This window comes from Methanosarcina sp. UBA5, from assembly GCF_002505485.1.
GTDB lineage: Archaea > Halobacteriota > Methanosarcinia > Methanosarcinales > Methanosarcinaceae > Methanosarcina.
This window is the reverse complement of sequence record NZ_DAVG01000097.1, coordinates 1-19,631: the sequence shown is the minus strand read 5'-3', so window position 1 is coordinate 19,631 and position 19,631 is coordinate 1. Positions and strand designations below refer to the sequence as shown.

Below are 19,631 nucleotides of genomic sequence, written 5' to 3'. Positions count from 1 at the left end.
ACGAATACATGCAGGTCTATGATGGAGCAAGGAAAAAGCTCGAAGAGCTAGGACTTGTATTCTAAAATAAAAATAAACACAGTTTGTTAAAATCGGAATTACTTATCAAAATAGAAACCATTTGAGAAGTTGCTTAATTCTCCGGCTGGGTCTGGACTTTCAGTCCAGGCTTTCGGGACTTTTTGGTACTTTTCTAAGTGCTTTTTTATACTTTTCTGCATGGTCATTGTAGACTTTCCTTTTAGAGTAATATCCTTTTTGAGTACATCTATTCTTTCAGGCGCCGCCAGTGCATAATCCAACCTGGTTGATTTTGGCAAGAAGAAAGCATTCAATGATTCAAATGAGTTTATTCAAATGAGTTTCTTACAATCGGCGACAGTGTTGCGAATTTGCTGTAAATTCTAAGTCAAGTTTTTGTATCCTGTAAGAGAAATTGGCCTTCTGATATTGAATTTTTGACCCACTAACTTATTGAAATTTGTGATTTTACCGAAAAATCGGCACACTGCCCAATCGGCACTGCATCCTGATTTCAGATTTGCAAAAAATAGAAAGGATAGCTGCTCACGAGAAAACGGTTAGAGACGGATAAGAAGAAGGGAGATAAAACTTATCCTTCAGAATAAACGTTTTCATTCTGGTGTGTGAAATAAGGCTTTAATATCTATTCGCAAGCAACAGGATTCTTATTACCTATTACTTTTATATATAGATTTCTACAATCCCTTCCAGCCTGACATTTTCCAGTCTGACACTTACCAGTTTTTCCCTGTCTTTAAGTAAAGAAATATTTCTCAATAGTGCTTTTTCCCATGATAAAGCTCATATTCTCACATATCCATACTTACTTGAGAGAGAACCTGGGGGCATGAAGGATTCTACCGCTCGATGAAAACGAAGCTTTGGAACTGGGACTTACTTTGGTTAATGAAAAGAATGAGATCGAAATCAAAGAAGTCCTTAACTACCTCTTCGAGCTTGCACTGAAATATGCAAAAGAAGGGCAGGAAGCCGATACAAAAAGACTAATCGAATATATTAAAAAGATAGGAAAAGCGGCAGCTGTTGCCAGGCTTGAACCGGTTGTTGTCAATACGCTTCTGCTTTTTCCTCAGGTTGCCACAGAGGCATGCAGGCAGAATATGGAAAATGCTCTTGTGAGCATAGCATTCGCACTCGGAGAAATTGGAAAAGCCGCAGCAGTACAAAATATGGAGATTTCCGCAAAGATCGCAGCCTTCTGCCTTGGAGAGATGGGAAATACCGCAGCTTCGCGAAGAGCCAAAAAGGGAACAATTGCAGTTATTTTCGCTCTTGGGGAAATAGGAAAAAGTGTTACATGGCAAAAGCTGGGTGATGTCGCAAGCAGCACAGTAGCCCTTCTCGGGGAAACCGGGAAGGTTGCGGCAAGCCAGAAATTTGAGGACGCAGTATTAAATGCCGAGCTGTTGCTGCAGGAGATCGGAACCGGGGCGATTGAAAAAAACTTGAAAGGAACTGCGGATATAAGTGTGCGCTCTATCCAGGATATAGGAAAAACTGCAGACAGACAGGGGCTTGATAAGGCTTTGCTTCAGGCAGCCTATTCGCTCGAGGCAATTAAATTCAATGCCGAGGACCGTTATCTAATGAGTGCATCCATAATTGCCGAAGTAGCTCTCCTGCACTTTGAAAGATTAAAAATAGAGAGACTGGAAGATAAGTTGAATAAAATTTCCAGGGGAAAGAAGAGATCACCAGGTGCAGGTTTATGAACTTTTCCGCTTAGTTTAATGATTATTCGTATTGAGTTAATCAGTTCGATATTAAATAGCAATTCCTGCCCACCTCAAGGGGAAAAGAATGCAGGAAGGACTATCTGGCTTTAAGGAGCCTTTTCCTTATATAAAAATTTTTATTGGGGTGTTCTGAATGTCTATTTTAAACGAAACAGGAGCAACGGATCTCGGGCTAGCTTCAGTTAAGGACAATGATGAGCTTGGTGTACTACGGTCCATAGATTTCCTTACTGAACGGGGGACGGAATACATAAATAGAAAACTTGAGCCCGATGCAAAAAAGGCTATTATCAGCATAAGAGATATAGGTAGCGCGGCTGTCTTTCAAAAAATGGAAATTGGGGTATTTTTATCACTTTTTTCGCTTGGAAAGATGGCTGAAATTGCAAGAGAGCAGAAAATGACTGATACTGGTTTAAGCATCCTTTACTCGCTCTGTGCAATCGGAAAAGCGGCAGTTGGGCAAAATATGGAGTCCGCGGTCAGGATCGCAGTCGCATATCTTGGAGAAATTGCGAATTCCGCCTCGCTTCAGAAGACGGAGAGAGAGGCGCTTGCTGCGGCTCTTGCTATAGGGTCCATAGGAAAGGAAACTTTCGGGCAGCAGAGTATTCGGGTCCCGGAAAACGGAGGATTTCTTCCTCCAAAATCATGTATCCTCTTATCTCGAACTCCTGGAAAAGAGGCTATTCTCTTCTCCGGAGAATTTCCAGGTATTTTCAGCCTGCTTGTTCAACAGGGAGAAGAAACCTATCCCCTTCATGATATTCCTGTCCTTTCGGAAAACGAATCGTCTTATACGGATTTTAGCGACTTTGAAAATCTAATTATAAGAACTGCAAATTCTCTGGGAACAATGATTTTCAAAGTTAAAGAAAAGTTTCTAATAAGCCACATGCTTATGACAAAACTTGCCCTTGAAACTCTCAATGGATCTGAATATATACACGAAGCCGAATCCCTTGATTGAAAACTTCGAAAAGTTTGAATTGCCCTTTGATTCGAATAGCTTTGACCCTGATTTCCGGTTCAGGGAATCACCTGATTTCAGGAGAGCTGTAAATCTGAGAATCGACACGAATGTATTAAGTGACTGAATTAATAGAGTACTAAAAGTAATGCTAATTCTGGCTATCCCTGAGAGGCTTGAGAAACGTAGGAAATTTTAACATTTAAGGCATATTTTTCAGAATATATATTTCATAATGATTTTTATTCCAAATTATTCCTCTTACAAGTTGTTATAAAATCAAGATTTATTTTTTGCGGGGTATGTTTAGTAATTAGAGGAGTATTGGTTCATGAAAAGGAAGTTAGTTCAGGCTACTATCGTAATTTTCCTTTTTATACTTTGGACAGCGGCAAGTCCGGCCAAGGCTGCGGTTGTTACTGTAAATAACAGTGGAGACGGAAATTTTACTTCGATCCAGGAAGCTGTCAATAATGCACATGACAGAGATACAGTCCTTGTAAGCCCTGGTGTATACAGGGAAAATATAATAGTAAACAGGGAACTTACAATTGTCTCCCATTCCACTCTCTCAGGCAGCCAGACTGACCGCACCTATATTATAGGTACAGTTTCTAACAATGCGATCTTCAATATCAGTTCAGACAATGTTACAATAAACGGTTTTCATATTGCGGGAGGTCCCTTCGAAAAGAATATGAATCAAGAAGTCGGGCTTTACCTTGACGGCGTGCAGAACTGCTCCTTAAATAGCAATACGCTAATACTGATTGATCAGGGGATTGTTCTCAAAAATTCTCAGGGCAACTATCTTAATGGAAATCTTGTAAGCTTCGGGAATGAAGGAATTGCGCTTGACAATTCAGAGGAAAATGTACTGTCAAATAATTGGGTAGTGAAAAATAATCAGGGAATTTCGCTGAATAATTCCTTTAACAATACTCTTGTTAACAATACCGCAGGTTCAAATGAAGCAGGCGTTCTCCTGCAAATGTCTCAGGGAAATACGCTTGCGTATAATCTCATTTTGAAAAACGAGTATGGTGTTCTTGGCCAGATAGCAAGGTCCAATATTTTTACCAGTAATAATTTTTACCTCAATGGCATTGGAGTGAATCTCAGGAGTTCATCAAACAATTCGTTCTACGAAAATGAATTTATTAGTTTCCTCAATGCTGCAGATGAAGGAAACAATGTTTGGAACAGCAGCTTAGCAGGTAATTTCTGGAATGATCATACAGGAGCAGATGCCGATGGAAATGGTATAATCGATATTCAGTACGTCATTAACCAGACCTCCGAAGCTATTGATTATAAGCCTATGGTAAACAGGATTTCTTCAGGCAATAGTTCCAAAGCTTTGAGCTCTAACGGCAATACCTTGTTGGTGGTATTTGAGGAAAAATACCCTGAAAAAAAGTACCCTGAAAATTCCATGAGTAGCCGCAAAAAAGGTCTTGTTATAGAGACATCCGAACTTGGACAGATAAATTCCTCCCTTGAGGAAGGTCCGGTCTTTTTAAAACTCGGAGCTGAATGGTGCGGAGCCTGCCAATCCATGAAACCTATCCTTGACGAATTGGCAGCTGAATATGGAGGAAAAGCAACGATTCTGTCCATAAATATAAACAAAAATCCCCAGCTTGCGACTTATTTTGATGTCGGTTATATCCCAGACTCTTCCGTAATTGTGGGAATCGAAAACGGAGAATACATTTACATGCAACAGGATGGAAATGCTACCACCGATAGAGTCAAAGCAAGAATTGTCGGACTTGAGAACAAAGAAATATATGAAAAAGTTCTGGAACATTCCCTTGCCTATGAAGAAAAAGGCAAATCCGAATAAAAGGAGCCTTTGACAGGTACTTAATTCCGACTAAGTTCAAAACTCATTTCCTGCAAAAAAACGGATAACTCTTTTTGAATGAACCACCTCGGTTACAAAATAGTAACACTAATAACCTCGTAACGTTATAGAGTAAACCAGACTCTATTTCCTGCGTATGCCGTATATTTTACACAATAATCTGAAATTGACAAATGCGATAAACATACAGGCAACAATTATAAAATATGCAGGAAAAATTGAAGCTTAATGTGTTCTCCCACTAAAAAGGGATGCTATCAATAAAAAGAGGGATACTAACAATAAAGAGGGGCAAAAAGAATGATTACATTAAATGAGGCAGAGGCAGTTGAAGTAAGTTTATCTGCAGTTGATGAAGGAGATGAGAGTAGAGCTTTCCAGGCCCTGGACTCCCTTACAGGGATTGCGGCAGATTTCCTATCTGAGAATGAAGAAGCGGATGCTGGGAGAGTTATTCTATCAATTGAGAGTGGCGCACAGGCAGCTGCAGAGAGAGAGATGGAGCTTGTTACGATTAATTCGATCCTGTCCCTCGGGAAACTGGCAAGGAAAGCAGCAGACAAGAGATTTGAGTCTTCCCTGGGCAAGGCCTTCATAGCAGTAGGAAAACTGGGAAACACTGCAGCTGCACATTCACTTGAAGCCGGATCAAAGGTCGCTGCTACAACCCTTATGGAGATATGGAACTTCTCCCCAGAAGAGTGGAATCAGGAAAAGACAATTGCCTTTTCTTTGTTCTTTAAAGAGATTGGAACCTCTGCTGCCAGGGGCGGTATGGAGGACGTCGTGCTCAGCGCAGTAACCTGCCTGGGAGAAATTGGAAAAAAAGTTGCAGCAAAAAGCCTTGAACTTGAAACTATAAGCAGCCTGCTTTTACTTGAGGAGATTGGTAAGCTTGCGGCGGAGAAATACTTCGACGAAGCTCTGAGCTCAACAGCGCTTTCCATAGAAGAGGTAGGAAAAATATCTTTAAAGAAAGGGCTTAATGATGCAGTTTTGCAGTGCCAGTGGGCACTTGAGACTCTGCGAGTCCAAGCTGAAGAAAGGGTTCTAAATAACTCTTTAGTCGTGGCGGAAGTGGCTCTGGATAATTTTAAAGATATCAGCTATACGGATTCCGAGGAAAAAGTGGAGAAGTTTCAGGAAATAAAAGCCCTTCTGAAAAAAATCCAATCTACTCTGAAAATTCAAGAGTGAGAGAATCTCTAACACAGCTGTTTATAGAATGAATCTGTTCACCTATGCAAATATTTGTCATATTAAACTTTTCTTTCATGTCGATAGCCTGGTCTTACCCAGGCTTTAAATTTTTATTAAATTTTTACTTTATGTCTTACGCGGTTGAAACGAGAAATCGATAGCTTTAAACCTTTAACCTTCTAAACTCATGTTTAGCTATAATGTCTATTGTGCTTGGTTTTCTATATGAGGTGAGTATATATGAGGTGCGTAAGTCCTACTTTTGATATACTCTTGGACCTCGATTCTTCGTTGTTTTTGGATCATGTAGCATAAGATGGGAAAGATAATGTCCTGTGGTCTGCTAAACCTTGCAGTAGCTGGTAAACAAAGATAAATTTTGCTTTTAACAAAAAAGACTTTTCTTCTCTAGCTTGGGTTTGAGGTGACTGATTTTTAGGAAGAAACTCAACTTCTCAAGGCAATAGACGAATCAGGTGAACTGGGTATCAGGCAACAGTAGATGAAATTGCTCTTGCTCTCAAGGCTTTTGGAATAAAGATCACCGATAAAAATATGCTCATCCCCCTTTTTACTTGTAGATATTTTTTTAAAGAAGTCGGGAACGAGGTTGCAAAGAACGGATAGAAAAAGAAGCGATTTTAAGCTTATTTTTCTTGAAGGAAAGTCATATTTTTTCCAGAGGCTCAAAAATAACCTGGAAACTCTCAACCAGGAATTCTCTTCTCTCATCAGGAAGATTGGAAGGTGTTCTAGAGAGGCAAGCTTTCACGAAGCTGAAATAGGCGCCCAAGCACTTTTTGAAAGTTTATCACTTCTTTGAAACCATAAGTTTTAAATAAATTACTAAAGTATTTCTCTAAAGCAAATTATTGTTTCCTTGGTAAATGCTTGAGGTTTCAAAGTGAAGTGTTATAATAACTTTTTAGATTTAGTTTGTATTTAGCACGCAACACAGTTGTTCAGGTAGGAGGAAGGTAAGGAGTTGAACCCTCCCCCCTACCTTAGAGGTTGGTTTTACTCACGCAGGAGAATATGCCAGAAATCCGGCGTGAGTTTTTTTACTCAGATGATATATATTATGTATGAAATGTATTTAACTCTTTCTATTTTATGCATGTGTTGATTGTTCGGCTCAGTTTTTATTTTGATCCCAATTTTAATTTTGATTTTTGTAAAATATCTATATGCGTAGATAAAGTATATTTGGAATGACAACCTCGAAATTCTCTATATATTTTGAAAATTATAGGAAGACTAATATCTGAGTAAACCTATATAAATACTTAAATTCTTAAAATCCGAGAAATTTTAAAGGATTTTACTGGAAAGGGGTTTTAATATGTTCTCACTAAACGAACAAAAGGCTATTGAACTTGGAGAATCTGGAGAACGAGCAATAAGAGAACAGAATGAATATGATGCGCTACAATATGTTGAGTACCTCAGGGAATTCGGGCAAGAACTGCTCGAAGGTAATTTAGAGAATGATTTAAAGCGAGTCATTATCTCACTCCGGAATATTGGCAATAAAGCCATCCAGAAAAAGATCGAGAACGTTGCGTCCACGGCTCTTAATGACCTTAAATCTCTTTCTGAAACCGCACTTGACAAGAATTTCTCCAATGCAATGTGGTCTTTTTCAAAAGCTGTACAGGAAATCGGAAAAGGAGCGGTACAGTTCCAGATGCTTGAACCTGCAAAACTTGCGCTCGATACTCTCAAAATGATAGGGCTAGGTGCGGTTGAGAAGAAAATGGAAGTTGTAACCCTTTGGACTACCATGGCACTTGAGGAAATGGCTTATCTTGCAAATCGGCAGCAGCTTGAGGATTTCACTAAAGAAGCAAATGAAGCCAGAGAAATAATTATAGAATCTTCCGAAGCCTCAGGGTTTGTTACAAGGGAACAGATTGAAAGATATCCCCAGCTTATTGCCCAGAGTATAAGTGAATTTTCAGAGCTTCAGAATCTTCAGCCTGTAGGTTATGCGGCAAAGCCAAACGAGGAATTCACAGAAGAGGAATTCTTTGAGGAAGAAGGAGAAGGTGAGGAGCAGAAGCCTGAAACTGAGGCTGCCAAAAAGGAAAAATGAGCCTGATATTCAGGAAAAATTAGGATGATAATTAAGTAAAATAAGCTTGATAATTAAGTAAAATAAGCTTGATAATTAAGTAAAATAAGCTTGATAATCAGGTAAAATGAGCCTGATAACCAGGGAAAACGAAGTTGGTAATTCGGAAAAATTTCTCCTTTGGAAAAATTTCTCCTGGAGATATTCTGGCTGCTTACACAGCCGGATGTCTTTTTTTATAATTTCTGGAAATCTCCAGAAAACTTTCTATTATTTTCAGACCATTGGGGGTAAGCACGGACTCGGGGTGGAACTGCAAACCATAGATAGGGTACTGCACATGCTCCACCGCCATAATGCTCCCGTCCTCAGCCCTGGCAGTAACCTTTATCCCAGGCGCAGGCTCCCCAATCTCAAGTGAATGATAACGGCCTGCTTCGAATGGGCCTTCAAAGGCTGAAAACAGTGCAGATTCCTCGTGCAGGATCTTCGAACTTTTTCCATGCACTGGGCCGACCTTGCTTCTTCGGACCATTCCGCCGAAAGCCACATTAATTGCCTGATGCCCCAGGCAGACTCCAAGAAGGGGAATTTCCCTGCCCATTTCCCTTATTATTTCCAGGCAATTTCCTATATCCCTGGGGTCTGAAGGATTCCCTGGGCCTGGGGAAATAACCAGAGCATCAGGCTTTAGCTTCCGGAGTTCCTCCAGGGAAACCGTATTGGGAAGTACCAGAGTATCTTTTTCAAAATAAGAAATATAGTCTACAAGGTTCCATACAAAGGAATCCTTGTTGTTTATGAAAACTATCTTCATCTGAAAACACCTCCTGAGCATATCGCGTTCAGCCCCTTCTCTCCTCGCTTTTCTCCTTTAAGCTCTCCTTTCCTGAGAGGCCCATTTCCTGGATTTCTTTCCTGCAAAAAATCCCTGACTAAACTTCTTTTCATAAATTTCACCCCAGAGTTGCTCAATAAATTTTTTTAGATATCTCCGTCGATTGCCGCAAGCATTGCTCCCATCTTACGTTCGGTTTCCCTGAATTCATAACCAGGATCAGAATCAGCTACGATTCCAGCTCCAGCCTGAACTGAAGCTTTATTACCCTGTACAATAATCGTCCGAATTACGATTGCAAAATCGGCGTCCCCGTTCCAGCTATAGTATCCAACTCCTCCACCGTAGATCCCTCGCGGGGAAGACTCAAGTTCAGAAATAATTTCCATGGCGCGGATTTTCGGAGCTCCTGAGAGAGTTCCCGCTGGAAAAATCGCCCTGAAAGCATCGAACTGGTCACATTCCGGTCTCAGGGTGCCCGTAACCTTACTTTCTATATGCTGGACATGTGAATATTTCAGGACTTTCATGAATTCGGAAACCTTTACCGAGCCGCTTTCCGTAACCATTCTTACATCGTTTCTCCCGAGATCGACAAGCATTACATGCTCAGCCCTTTCTTTTTCATCGTGTAGCATGTGTGCAGCAAAGGCTTCGTCTTCGGCTTCGTTTTTTCCACGGGGACAGGTGCCTGCAATTGGATTTGTGATTAGAGTCCTTTTATGGACAGTCAGCAGAGTTTCAGGGCTTGCCCCGACAATTGCCAGATCTCCAAACTCAAAGATGTACATGTAAGGACTTGGATTGATTGAACGAAGCTGCATATAAAGTTCAAAAGGTGACTGCTCGAGTGTGAACTCGCGTTTCCTGGAAAGGACTGCCTGAAAGATATCTCCTGCAAAAATATGCTCTTTCGCCTGGATTACCGATCCTTCAAACTTCTGTTTTCCGTCGCTGCAGTCCGAAACAGATAAGCCTGAAGAGATTAACCTGCCTAGTACTGCTGCTTCTATTGAATCCCCTGACAGGGCAGCTTCCTTGAGTATAGTATAAAGCTTTTCGGCTTCCAAAAGGGCTTTTTCATAGATTTCTCCGGCATCTGAACCTGGACTTACGAAAGGAGTGACTACAATATATATCTCTTCAGTCATATGGTCGAACACAAAAGTTTTCGAAACTAGCAGGTACTGGAGTTCAGGAATTTCGGATTCAAAGCTTTTTTTGACCCCTAACCAGCTATCGTAAATAGCATCATAACCCGTATAGCCTATGGCTCCGCCCAGGAAGGTTTGCCTGTCAAAACGCTGCGCGTTCAGGAGTCCCATTCCGTTTGCAGGAGGAAAAGCGAGGCGAAGGGCATCGAAACCATCCTTTCCCTGAGGAATTGGAGCCGTGAACTTCATGCTTCCCAGTTCTGAGTTTTCTTTCTCCGGATTCTCCTCCTCTATGGTTTCACGCCCACAGGTCTCTTTGATTTTCGACCGAATTTCTTCAAAAAAAGGCGAAGCATTTGGGTTAAGGAGTTCAAGGGAAATTTTCCTGTCACTTATTCTAACTACGGCATCAGGATCGTTCCCAACAAAAGAGTACCTTGCCTTAGTTTCCTGTTTTTCCACTGATTCCAGCAGGTACGAATAACCTGAGGTCCCTGAGGCCCGCAGGGTGCGGTAAAGTTCAAGAGGAGAACATGTAACAGTATCGACTCTTGCAAGGAGCTGGATAAAGCCTGGCTGGCTTACTCCTGAAGCAAGCTTTTTGAATTCTTCTTTTCCAAGGTCAAAGGAAAGCATTGGCACACCTCACTTCTTCAATAAAACTTTTGATTTTTACGGCATCTTTTTTCCCGCAGGTCTCAACCCCGGATGCCGTGTCCACTGCATAAGGAGAAACAGCCCTGATTGCTTCCCGCACGTTTTCAGGCTTGAGCCCGCCTGCAAGGATAAGGGGAAGCTGCGTTTCTTCTAAGATTTGCCGGCTCAGGTTCCAGTTGTGCACACAGCCTGTGCCTCCGGGTTTTTCAGGCCTTGCCGTATCAAGCAGGATGGAATCTACAATGTCGGCTTCTCCCAGAAGGCTGACCTCTTCAAGCAGGCTTGAGACAGAGGCCGTATTTTCGCCTGAAGTCTCTCCCTGTGCAGGTACAGATAAAGTTTTTATGATAGGGATGCCCGTTTTTTCTTTTATTATTTCAAGTTCAAGAAGAGGCAGCCTGGAGTGGATCTGCAAGATATCGGGTTTTATCTTTTCAACCAATTTCACGGCAGTATCTGCATTTTCAGGCATGATAACCAGTACGGAACTCAGGGTTTCAGGGACTCTGGATACGAGATTGGCAGCAGTGTCGGAATCAAGCTTTCTTGGACTCTCGACAGGAACTTCTGTGATAAACCCAACTGCGTCGGCTCCGTAAAAGGCTGCTAGTTCGATTTCTTCAGGGCTGCGGATTCCGCAGATCTTTGTCCTCGTTTTCACTTTCGATTTCATGCCCTCTCTCCCGAGGCCGGACTTAATATGGACGTTCCGGAGCGCATTGAAATGCCTTTTCCCGAAAGATTACCCTTACTTTTCTGTCTGTAAAACCCTGAAGTAAAAGCCCTGAACTGGTTGAATTTAACCATGACCTTTCCACTGTCAATGGCATCCTCGGCAATAGGAATTGCTTGCCGGATAGAACCTACTATCCCGCCCACATAAAGGGCGGCAGCCGCATTCAGGACTACGATATCTCTTTTTGGTCCTTTCTGGCCCTTGAAGATGCACAGCAAGTTTCTTGCATTTTCTTTTGGAGTGTCACCCTTTATATCCTCTGGATTCGCCTGCAGCATGCCAAGAGATTCCGGAGTCAGCGTATAAGTTGAAACCTTGCCGTCTTTTAACTCCGCAACATAGGTTTCACCTGTATTTGTGATTTCATCCATTCCATCTCCGTGCACAACAAGGGCATGCTCGGTACCAAGTTCAGCAAGAGCACAGGCTATTGGTTCACAGAGTTTTTTATCAAAGACCCCTATTACCTGTCCTTTAGCACCTGCCGGGTTGGTCAGGGGCCCAAGAATATTGAAAACTGTGCGGACTCCTAGTTTTTTCCTTACCCCTGCAACCCTCTTCATAGCCGGGTGAAAAACCGGAGCAGACATGAACCCTATTCCTATCTCTTCAATTGTTTGCCTGACAGCTTCGGGCTCCAGGTCAATTTTAATTCCCAGGGCTTCAAGCACATCCGAACTCCCTGACATTGAAGTGGCAGCCCGGTTTCCGTGCTTGGCTACAGGAACACCTGCTGCTGCAGTCACGATTGCGGCTGCTGTCGATATATTGATTGTATTAAGGCCATCTCCTCCTGTCCCGCAGGTATCCACAAGTCTGAAAGGTGTTTTGGGCCGGATCGTGTTTCCGGCTTTTTTCATCCCCCTTACAAAGCCAGCTATTTCTTCAGGCTTTTCACCTTTTGCCCTAAGGGCAAGCAGAAATCTCCCAATTTCCTCATCCTGTGCTGTACTCAGGATTTTGCCTACTGCTGCTTCAGCTTCTTCGGGGCTCAGGTCAAGGCCTTCTTCCAGCTTTTTGATGTAACTCTCCATTTCTCCTTCCTCCTTTTAATTCCTGATTTCTCCCTCTCCGATTTGCCTCAAAATCTTTGCAACTGTTGGCGTTCTTGATTTTCCGGATTATTTCCCTTTAACTAGCTCTTCGGATTCCGGATTTTAGTTCCCTTGCAAGAGCTTCCAGACTTTCGTTTACGTCCTTCCCTTCCTCTATAATTTTAACAAAAGCCGAGCCGACTATAACTGCATCCGCTCCTTCTTTTCTAACTTCCTCAGCTTGTTTTCCTGTGGATATTCCAAATCCCACAGCCTTTGGCAGCTCGGTTTCTATTCTGGAAAGTAGCTTTCTGGTGGAAGATGAGATATCTTCCCTGGCTCCTGTGACTCCAAGTCTTGAAACGAGGTAGAGAAAACCTGAACCCTTTTCCAGGATCTTCCGTACCCTTCCCTCAGTTGTTGTGGGTGCAATCAGAAAGATTAGGTCAAGCCCATTCTTTTCACAGCTATTTTTCAGGTCAGCCGCTTCTTCTACCGGGATGTCAGGTACTATCAGTCCACTTATTCCGGCATCAGCAGCCTGTTCTACAAATTTTTCCACTCCGTACTTGAATACAGGATTGTAATATGTCATGCAAACAAGAGGAATTTGAACATCAAGGGCTTTAACAAGCTCAAAATAACGTTGCGTGTCCATGCCGGCTGCAAGTGCTCTCTGACCTGCTACCTGGATGGTCGGGCCGTCTGCTACAGGATCTGAAAAAGGAAAACCGAGTTCTATGATATCTGCGCCTCCGTTTACCAGAGCCTTTACAATCTCATTGGTTCTTTCTGCAGACGGGTCTCCTGCCATTACGTAGCAGATTAAGGCTCCTTCCTCTCTTTCCCTGAGTTCGGAGAATTTCTCGGAGATCTTTTGTCTTTCCATCTCAAATCCCTCTTCTCAGGCTCAAAACGGTTTCCAGGTCCTTATCGCCCCTTCCTGACAGGTTTACAACCACTACTTCTCCCAATTCTCCGGCTTCAGAGGCTTTCTTCAGGTAGGCAAGGGCGTGGGAAGATTCCAATGCAGGAATTATTCCTTCAAGCCTGCTCAATTCATGAAAAGCTTCAAGGGCTTCATTATCAGTTGCATATCGGGCTGTAACCCGGCCGCTTTCGGACAGGTAAGCCAGTTCAGGCCCTACCCCTGAGTAGTCAAGCCCTGCGGAAACGGATTCGGATTCAAGGATCTGCCCGTTTTTATCCTGCAATACTTTTGTTCTTGCGCCGTGCAGGATCCCTTCTTCTCCTGCACAGAGGCAGGCTGAATGAAGAGCGGCTTTTTCCGTACATTTAAGGGCTTTTCCTCCGGCTTCAACAGCAATCAGTTTGACTTCCGTATCCTCAACAAAGGGGTAAAAGATCCCCATTGCATTGCTTCCTCCGCCTGCACAGGCAATAATGGAATCAGGCATACGCCCTTCCTTTTGCAAAATCTGTTCCTTTACTTCACGCCCTATAACGCTCTGGAAATCCCTTACTATTACAGGATAGGGATGGGGCCCTACAACAGAGCCTATGAGGTAATGTGTGTTTCCTATGTTCGTTACCCAGTCCCTGAAAGCCTCGTTAATAGCATCCTTAAGGGTTTTTGAGCCTGTTTCCACGGTTTTTACTTCAGTGCCCATGAGTTCCATGCGGTAGGCGTTCATCTGCTGCCGTTTGACATCCTTGGCCCCCATGTATACAACGGTTTCAAACCCGAGGTTCGCTCCTGCCATAGCTGTTGCAGTCCCGTGTTGCCCTGCACCGGTTTCGGCAATCAGCCTGGTTTTCCCCATGTATTTTGCAAGCAGGGCCTGCCCCATAGCATTATTTAACTTGTGGGCCCCTCCGTGCACAAGGTCTTCCCGTTTGAGGTAAATCTTTGACCCGTACTTTTTGCTCAGGTTCCGGGCAAAATAAAGAGGTGTTTCCCTGCCTGCAAAATCCCGCAGGTAATGGTCAAGCTCGGCAAGGAATTCAGGGTCATTTTTATACTGCTCGTATCCTTCTTCCAGCTCTTCTAAGGCCGGCATCAGGATTTCGGGTACATACTGCCCCCCATATTTGCCGTATTTTCCTTTTATCTGGCTTGTCTGCCCGTTTTTGGAATTTTTCTTCGAACCTGCTAGCTCATTTAAATATGAGTCTTTTGTCAGAAATTTTGAAACTTTAGTTCCTGTCAATTCAATTACTCCCTTGTCTTTTTGATGTAACTGGTAGCATTATTTTGATACCGCATCTGGCAGCGTAGTTTTTAATCTTGTTATTGATGTAAAATTTAGTTTTGAATGGATTTTGAGTGGATTTTTCAACCCGTCCAGCCAGGCTGAAAGCTCCGAAAAGTCTGAAAAAACAGTTATTAACGCCAACCAGCGCCCTGGACGAATTCTTTCGTTTTATCAAAAACAGAAGCACTTTCCATAAGTGCGGAACCTATCAACACAGCATCCGCGCCTGCCTGGATTACCCGTCTGACATCCCGTACGCTGTTCATCCCGCTTTCGCTTATTATAAGATGCCTGGTTCCGTGATCAAGGTCACATTCCCGAATAATGGGGGCCAGCTCTTCTGTGGTTCCAAGGTCGATTTTAAGGGTTTCAAGATCCCGGTTATTAATTCCTATAACTCTTGCACTGGTTTTCAGGGCTAAATCAAGTTCTTTCCTGTTATGAACCTCTACCAGAGGCTCAAAACCTCTTTCAAGGGCAAGCTCGACAAAAGCTCCGAGTTCTTCCCCAAGGATGCCTGCAATCAGGAGCACAAGATCACTTTGAGCTTCTTCAAGCTGTACCCTGTCAATAATGAAATCCTTTCTCAGGACAGGCAAGCAGACCGTATTTCGGACTGCATCCAGATTTTCAAGTGATCCCCTGAATACCACGGGCTCGGTTAGGACCGAAACTGCAACAGCTCCGGCTTCTTCCATCTCCCACGCAAACTCGGCAGCCATTGTAGGCGGGATATCCCGAAAAGTTCTCCCTGGAGATGCGGGCTTGACCTCAGTAATTACAGGTATCCTCCCGTCGGCTTTTGCATCTGCAACCGCCGAGATAAAGTCCCTTTTCTCAAATCCTATCTCCGGACCTTCAAGGCATTTCTGAGGCCCCAGGGCCTGGATACGAGTTTTTGTTGTGTTGAGGATGTGAAGAATTGAAGCGTGCATAGATTATCACTAAAGTATATTTGTGTACATCAACGTCTAATGAGGTACAATCTATAAAAAGGTTTTGGACAAAAATGATGAACAGGCACAGCGGACTCATTAAGCAAAATCATTGAAAATTCTCCCTTTTAAAAAAGGCAAACTCATTCGGCTCAATCAAAATTATTCCGGGTCCCTGGAAAGCTTCTTTTCCCATTTTTTCCCGCACAGTTCGTTGTTTGACCAGAACCGTTTGGCTAGACCCGCAGACGAAAATGATAAAGCAGTTTCTATTCTGATGACCCTATCAGAGATCAGCAAACAGCAGGTTAAACGTCTGCAGATCAATAGAAGTAGTGCTGGCTTACCCTTTGTTTTGCTTGAGCGTTACTTACTGAGGTTTCCTTGAGTGCCATGGCGAACATTTTTTATATCTTAACCTGATGTATGCTCCAGATTGAGGTGCAGCCGTGGAAACTAAGACCATTAAAATTAGTGCCGAGCTCTACGAAGCGCTCGATTTTTGTAGAGACAGAAATAGTGACAGTGCCTGGGAGTCGAGGAGCACGATAATTACAAAATTACTCGCGCGATACGATGACACTTGCCAGCTTATACACGCAGACGGCAGCTACTGGTTCGTCGTTAACGGCAGGAAACGAAGTTTCCCGGAGCTCTCGCATACTACGGAAAATGTGAGAATCACGCAAAACCTTCATGACAGGCTCAATGAAGCGAAAATCCACCCTGATGAGACAATAAATACTGTTTTGCAGCGTTTGTTGTTTTCGTACTACGGCAACAAACTGGTATACCGTATCTATATAAAATCCACCAGCAACAAGGACAGCCAGGATTTAATATCTTTCATGCACGAAGTACTGCTGACAGAGCCAAAATTTAATAACGCCCTGTTTATCGAAGTTGTAAGCGTAGATAATTGCCCGGAAAGAAAAGGTAAAAACGACAAAGATATGTTACCACTATCGATACTGTACGATTTTGAAGACCATGAAGTGTGGCGCGTGGAAGGAAAGCACAATCTGGATAAGATGCGGAGAAAATTAGAGTCGTTTATCGATTCGTTAGAAGAGTTTATTGATTGACGTGCTGCTGGAGCTTGTAAACAGGCGATTTTCCGCACCTCACTCGAAAGCTTTTGAATATCTTTTATTTTTATGTGATAGTGTTAATGGACAATATTATGCGGTCCATTGTGGATATTTAGTCGCACTCATAGTTGAATCTAAACTGTTTTATCTTTTCGGATTTGTCTTTTCAGGATTGTCTTTTCAGGATTTGTTTTTAAGAAGATTCAAGATCATAGCTATCTTTACAGACATTGACCGTCCATTATTAAATAATTGATTTTATATTCGATTTTCCACTGCTACTGAGGTTTCCGTTTTATCTGCTGAAAGCCAATAGGTTCAAACCGCACCTAACGAGAAAAAACGTATGCTAAAAATATCAGCCCCGCTCCGCCTAAATAATATCATCATATTTCCTGCAGGTTATCAAAAAAGAAAATTAATCTGCCGACAGTAATATCGGCTTAAAGTGATTAAATAATCAACCTGAATATCTGGCAACCTGAATATTGGCCAAAAATTTGCTTAATATTGAGCTGCAAATTTAGTAATACCTCTGATTTCAGTATCGAAGCTTCACTCAAAAAGCTCTGTCATTGCTTTTACACTTTTAAACATCTCGACAATCATAGGCGTAGTACTATCAGGTTCTCCAATGGTTGAGTTGGCAGCTTCGATCATGTCGTCAGGGTATCCGAGGCTTGCATTAAGCCGTTCCATATTTTCGTTTAAGGAAACCATGGAATTTTCCATATCACTCAAGTTTTCAGGGTTCGATCCCAGTACACCGAGTATGGAATTAGTTGTTGCTATGCCTGCCCCTGTCCCTTCGATTGTAGCCTGCAGAAACGGATATTCCTCAACGCGGGAATTAAGGGTTCCGTTTATGAGGTTAAGATTGAGGTCAAGCATCTGAAGCATGGATGTGAGAAAGCGGAAGTTCAGGCCTATTTCCTGATCCATTAGTTCATTTTCATTATACGTTGCCGTGAAATCTGTTTTGTTGTTTTCATCTTCAAAACTGGTCTCCGCTTCATCAGTTAGCGCCATTGAAGTTGAAAGCGTTGATAGCATAACCAGGAAGCTTGCAGCTATCCTCAGGTAGATAATCCCAAGTCTCTTCATAACAATTTCCCCCACAATTATTTCTTGAAATTTTATAGAACCCCCAATCTGATTAAAAATAATCAAACTAGACTATAAAAATATATCCATTTGCATAAAATAGTTTAAGAAGTGGAAAACCTTCATGAAGAAGAATGAACTGTTAAAAATGTCCTCTGACTAAAACACTAAGAAAGCATACCCTATGGTGGATTTGCACAGATATGCGAGAAGTTAAATCCAAAATTACTGCTCTTTAGCTGTATTTTTAGTGAGGTGAGCTGTAAACTATGGAATAAGGGAAAGTAAGGAATTACAAGCTTTCTATGAATGGAGAAAAAGAAAGGGCTATATAAAGCACTCAAAGAGCGAATTAAAGAACAGTAAATGATGCTCTCAGCCCTGAGTCAATAACGGAGAACTTTTTCCTTATTTTTAAAATATAGTTCTTAAAGATAAACAATCAGGCGAGAAAATTCCTTAATAATGCCAATGGAATTTATTCTAGCCTCACCGAAGCGAGAAAAAAAGCTAAGAAACGAGGGTAGGTGTGTTCTGGAAACAACATCAGCCAAATATTGAAAATTGTTACTCTTTTAAATTTTTAAAAATAAGGATAAATTATTCGGCTGTTTTTATTTATATTCTAGTTGTATACATTTATGCTCCTAAATTGAATAAATTTAGGTTCATTATCTTAATACCAAGGATGCGTAGTCCAAATGGTTTTAAAAATTAATTATTGCGGTTGTCACAGATAAAATTACACTTATAGATTTTAAAAAATCAGTTTTATAATAGTGAAATAGTAAACTAATGGAAGGCCAACATGAAGAAATCAGTTCTATTACTGATCCTGCTTGTATTAGTACTCTTTACGGCTGGATGTGGTGAAAAAATTCCCAAAAATTCAACAAGCTCTGAGGCAAGCACAGAAATAAGTGTTGTAGCTATAACCCAACTGGAGCAGGTAAACACATCCCTTCAGAAAAATCCCGTCTTTGTGAAGATAGGATCTAGATGGTGTCCAGAGTGCCGGTCTTTGAAGCCCGTTCTTGATAAATTAGCAGTAGAATACCAGGGAAAAGCAACTATTGCTGCCATAGATGCAGACAAGAACCCAGAACTTGCAGAATATTTCAAAGTAGAATTTATTCCTGACTCATTTGTGATTGTTGGCATTGAAAATGGAACATATGTCTATATGCGGGAGAATGGGAATGTCAGCACAGACAGATATCAGGCCAGGTTTGTTGGGCGAAATGATACTGATGAAGAAATGTTTAAAAAAGTTCTGGATCTTGCCCTTTTTCAACAGGAAAAAGCAGACGCAAATGAAACGAAACGTTGACTAATAGATTTAATTTCAAATTTCTATGTAACCAGGAAATTAAAGTTTCAGATAAAACCCAGTTCCGGATAAAAATAAAAGAGCAAGAGGGTAAATATGGTTTGTCCAGTGTGCGTGGTTGGAGGTATTGGATTTATTCTCAGTAAAATTTTTGGGTTCCCTGATGTTTTTGTCGCTTTCATAGTCGGAATGCTGGCGACTTCGATGGCTTACTGGGCAAATCATATAATGGCAAAAAGATGGAGGAAAAGGAAAGGCCAACTTGTAGCACTCAATATCTTGTCAGGGATTATGTTTTTGTATTCTCTAAAATGGATCGGATTGTGGTAAGGTAGAAAAGAAATACATTTTGAAATTTCACACACAGCCGTTGCGCCGTTTGATCACGCCTATAGGGCTTGGGGATAATGTCCGCAAATTCAAACGTTGCTAGGGTTTTTCGCTCAAGCCTTTTTTGAAAAGGCTTGTGGGCAAGCAGTTTTATGAAAAGGCTTGTGATCACGTGGATAGGTGACCCGAAACGAAATTTGGGTAAATAAACCCTTGGATGAGTTGAAAATCAGTTTCTCTTTACCATAGTTCAGCCCTCTTGAGCGAAGCGAAAAGGGCTCCGTCCTCCCGAGACGGGACTCGGGTGACGG

General features: G+C 42.0%; 18 protein-coding genes. 8 read left to right on the top strand and 10 right to left on the bottom strand.

All coding sequences use genetic code 11. The annotated features are described in order from the left end of the window. Nucleotides 1-98 precede the first annotated feature (98 nt). Entirely contained in the window at nucleotides 99-302 is a 204-nt protein-coding gene (locus BP621_RS11095) for a hypothetical protein (RefSeq protein ID WP_292389893.1), read from the bottom strand. Between the two features lie 621 nt (nucleotides 303-923). On the opposite strand from BP621_RS11095, the gene BP621_RS11090 reads away from it, so the two are divergent. The 5 genes from BP621_RS11090 to BP621_RS11070 all read left to right on the top strand — a co-directional run bounded on the left by BP621_RS11090 (nucleotide 924) and on the right by BP621_RS11070 (nucleotide 7,916). Further along, nucleotides 924-1,757: a hypothetical protein gene (locus tag BP621_RS11090; RefSeq protein ID WP_292389891.1), complete on the top strand. Its 834-nt coding sequence runs from the start codon at nucleotides 924-926 to the stop codon at nucleotides 1,755-1,757. Between the two features lie 157 nt (nucleotides 1,758-1,914). Beyond that, nucleotides 1,915-2,751: a hypothetical protein gene (locus BP621_RS11085; RefSeq protein WP_292389889.1), complete on the top strand. Its 837-nt coding sequence runs from the start codon at nucleotides 1,915-1,917 to the stop codon at nucleotides 2,749-2,751. A 331-nt stretch (nucleotides 2,752-3,082) separates the two neighbouring features. Then, a complete protein-coding gene (locus tag BP621_RS11080) occupies nucleotides 3,083-4,600 on the top strand; it encodes a NosD domain-containing protein (RefSeq protein WP_292389888.1) in 1,518 nt (505 codons plus the stop codon). A 321-nt stretch (nucleotides 4,601-4,921) separates the two neighbouring features. Beyond that, on the top strand, nucleotides 4,922-5,818 hold the full coding sequence (locus tag BP621_RS11075) for a hypothetical protein (RefSeq protein WP_292389886.1): 897 nt from the start codon (nucleotides 4,922-4,924) through the stop codon (nucleotides 5,816-5,818). A 1,345-nt stretch (nucleotides 5,819-7,163) separates the two neighbouring features. Continuing rightward, entirely contained in the window at nucleotides 7,164-7,916 is a 753-nt protein-coding gene (locus BP621_RS11070; RefSeq protein WP_292389884.1) for a hypothetical protein, read from the top strand. Between the two features lie 193 nt (nucleotides 7,917-8,109). Here the strand turns inward: BP621_RS11070 and BP621_RS11065 are convergent, their stop codons facing one another. The 8 genes from BP621_RS11065 to BP621_RS11030 form a co-directional block, all read right to left on the bottom strand. Further along, nucleotides 8,110-8,712 carry an aminodeoxychorismate/anthranilate synthase component II gene (locus tag BP621_RS11065; RefSeq protein ID WP_292389883.1) on the bottom strand — a complete coding sequence of 201 codons (603 nt, stop codon included), beginning with the start codon at nucleotides 8,710-8,712 and terminating at the stop codon, nucleotides 8,110-8,112. Further along, nucleotides 8,709-8,846 (bottom strand): hypothetical protein, encoded by a 138-nt coding sequence (locus BP621_RS11060; RefSeq protein WP_292389881.1) that lies wholly within the window; start codon nucleotides 8,844-8,846, stop codon nucleotides 8,709-8,711. Before BP621_RS11060 ends, BP621_RS11065 begins: the two co-directional genes overlap by 4 nt. Nucleotides 8,847-8,879: 33 nt before the next feature. After that, nucleotides 8,880-10,523, bottom strand: coding sequence for an anthranilate synthase component I (trpE, locus tag BP621_RS11055; RefSeq protein WP_292389879.1), 1,644 nt, complete (start codon nucleotides 10,521-10,523; stop codon nucleotides 8,880-8,882). Continuing rightward, nucleotides 10,510-11,217, bottom strand: a complete 708-nt coding sequence (locus BP621_RS11050; protein WP_292389878.1) for a phosphoribosylanthranilate isomerase — start codon at nucleotides 11,215-11,217, stop codon at nucleotides 10,510-10,512. The genes trpE and BP621_RS11050 overlap by 14 nt, the downstream gene beginning before the upstream one ends. Further along, the gene (gene trpD, locus BP621_RS11045) at nucleotides 11,214-12,314 is read right to left on the bottom strand and encodes an anthranilate phosphoribosyltransferase (protein WP_292389875.1); all 1,101 of its coding nucleotides are present in this window, start codon (nucleotides 12,312-12,314) and stop codon (nucleotides 11,214-11,216) included. Before trpD ends, BP621_RS11050 begins: the two co-directional genes overlap by 4 nt. Before the next feature lie 97 nt (nucleotides 12,315-12,411). Continuing rightward, a complete protein-coding gene (gene trpA, locus BP621_RS11040) occupies nucleotides 12,412-13,203 on the bottom strand; it encodes a tryptophan synthase subunit alpha (RefSeq protein WP_292389874.1) in 792 nt (263 codons plus the stop codon). Nucleotide 13,204: 1 nt separating this feature from the next. Next, nucleotides 13,205-14,386 carry a tryptophan synthase subunit beta gene (gene trpB, locus BP621_RS11035; RefSeq protein WP_292389895.1) on the bottom strand — a complete coding sequence of 394 codons (1,182 nt, stop codon included), beginning with the start codon at nucleotides 14,384-14,386 and terminating at the stop codon, nucleotides 13,205-13,207. Nucleotides 14,387-14,661: 275 nt separating this feature from the next. Beyond that, the gene (locus BP621_RS11030; protein ID WP_292389872.1) at nucleotides 14,662-15,465 is read right to left on the bottom strand and encodes an indole-3-glycerol-phosphate synthase; all 804 of its coding nucleotides are present in this window, start codon (nucleotides 15,463-15,465) and stop codon (nucleotides 14,662-14,664) included. A gap of 449 nt (nucleotides 15,466-15,914) precedes the next feature. Here BP621_RS11030 and BP621_RS11025 point away from each other — a divergent pair, with 449 nt between their 5' ends. Continuing rightward, the gene (locus tag BP621_RS11025; protein ID WP_292389870.1) at nucleotides 15,915-16,550 is read left to right on the top strand and encodes a hypothetical protein; all 636 of its coding nucleotides are present in this window, start codon (nucleotides 15,915-15,917) and stop codon (nucleotides 16,548-16,550) included. A gap of 561 nt (nucleotides 16,551-17,111) precedes the next feature. Here BP621_RS11025 and BP621_RS11020 read toward each other — a convergent pair. Further along, nucleotides 17,112-17,660, bottom strand: a complete 549-nt coding sequence (locus BP621_RS11020; protein WP_292389868.1) for a hypothetical protein — start codon at nucleotides 17,658-17,660, stop codon at nucleotides 17,112-17,114. Between the two features lie 808 nt (nucleotides 17,661-18,468). On the opposite strand from BP621_RS11020, the gene BP621_RS11015 reads away from it, so the two are divergent. Together BP621_RS11015 and BP621_RS11010 are read left to right on the top strand one after the other, a co-directional pair. Then, the gene (locus BP621_RS11015) at nucleotides 18,469-18,990 is read left to right on the top strand and encodes a thioredoxin family protein (RefSeq protein WP_292389867.1); all 522 of its coding nucleotides are present in this window, start codon (nucleotides 18,469-18,471) and stop codon (nucleotides 18,988-18,990) included. A 96-nt stretch (nucleotides 18,991-19,086) separates the two neighbouring features. Continuing rightward, on the top strand, nucleotides 19,087-19,320 hold the full coding sequence (locus tag BP621_RS11010; protein ID WP_292389866.1) for a hypothetical protein: 234 nt from the start codon (nucleotides 19,087-19,089) through the stop codon (nucleotides 19,318-19,320). Nucleotides 19,321-19,631: the final 311 nt, after the last annotated feature.

Excerpts from the sequence above, each read along its gene's own strand:
- BP621_RS11030 (WP_292389872.1), bottom strand. The coding sequence starts at position 15,465 with ATGCACGCTTCAATTCTTCACATCCTCAACACAACAAAAACTCGTATC.
- BP621_RS11060 (WP_292389881.1), bottom strand. The coding sequence starts at position 8,846 with ATGAAAAGAAGTTTAGTCAGGGATTTTTTGCAGGAAAGAAATCCAGGA.
- BP621_RS11050 (WP_292389878.1), bottom strand. The coding sequence starts at position 11,217 with ATGAAATCGAAAGTGAAAACGAGGACAAAGATCTGCGGAATCCGCAGC.
- BP621_RS11020 (WP_292389868.1), bottom strand. The coding sequence starts at position 17,660 with ATGAAGAGACTTGGGATTATCTACCTGAGGATAGCTGCAAGCTTCCTG.
- BP621_RS11015 (WP_292389867.1), top strand. The coding sequence starts at position 18,469 with ATGAAGAAATCAGTTCTATTACTGATCCTGCTTGTATTAGTACTCTTT.
- BP621_RS11070 (WP_292389884.1), top strand. The coding sequence starts at position 7,164 with ATGTTCTCACTAAACGAACAAAAGGCTATTGAACTTGGAGAATCTGGA.
- BP621_RS11010 (WP_292389866.1), top strand. The coding sequence starts at position 19,087 with ATGGTTTGTCCAGTGTGCGTGGTTGGAGGTATTGGATTTATTCTCAGT.
- BP621_RS11075 (WP_292389886.1), top strand. The coding sequence starts at position 4,922 with ATGATTACATTAAATGAGGCAGAGGCAGTTGAAGTAAGTTTATCTGCA.
- BP621_RS11085 (WP_292389889.1), top strand. The coding sequence starts at position 1,915 with ATGTCTATTTTAAACGAAACAGGAGCAACGGATCTCGGGCTAGCTTCA.
- trpE (WP_292389879.1), bottom strand. The coding sequence starts at position 10,523 with ATGCTTTCCTTTGACCTTGGAAAAGAAGAATTCAAAAAGCTTGCTTCA.
- BP621_RS11065 (WP_292389883.1), bottom strand. The coding sequence starts at position 8,712 with ATGAAGATAGTTTTCATAAACAACAAGGATTCCTTTGTATGGAACCTT.
- trpA (WP_292389874.1), bottom strand. The coding sequence starts at position 13,203 with ATGGAAAGACAAAAGATCTCCGAGAAATTCTCCGAACTCAGGGAAAGA.
- trpD (WP_292389875.1), bottom strand. The coding sequence starts at position 12,314 with ATGGAGAGTTACATCAAAAAGCTGGAAGAAGGCCTTGACCTGAGCCCC.
- BP621_RS11080 (WP_292389888.1), top strand. The coding sequence starts at position 3,083 with ATGAAAAGGAAGTTAGTTCAGGCTACTATCGTAATTTTCCTTTTTATA.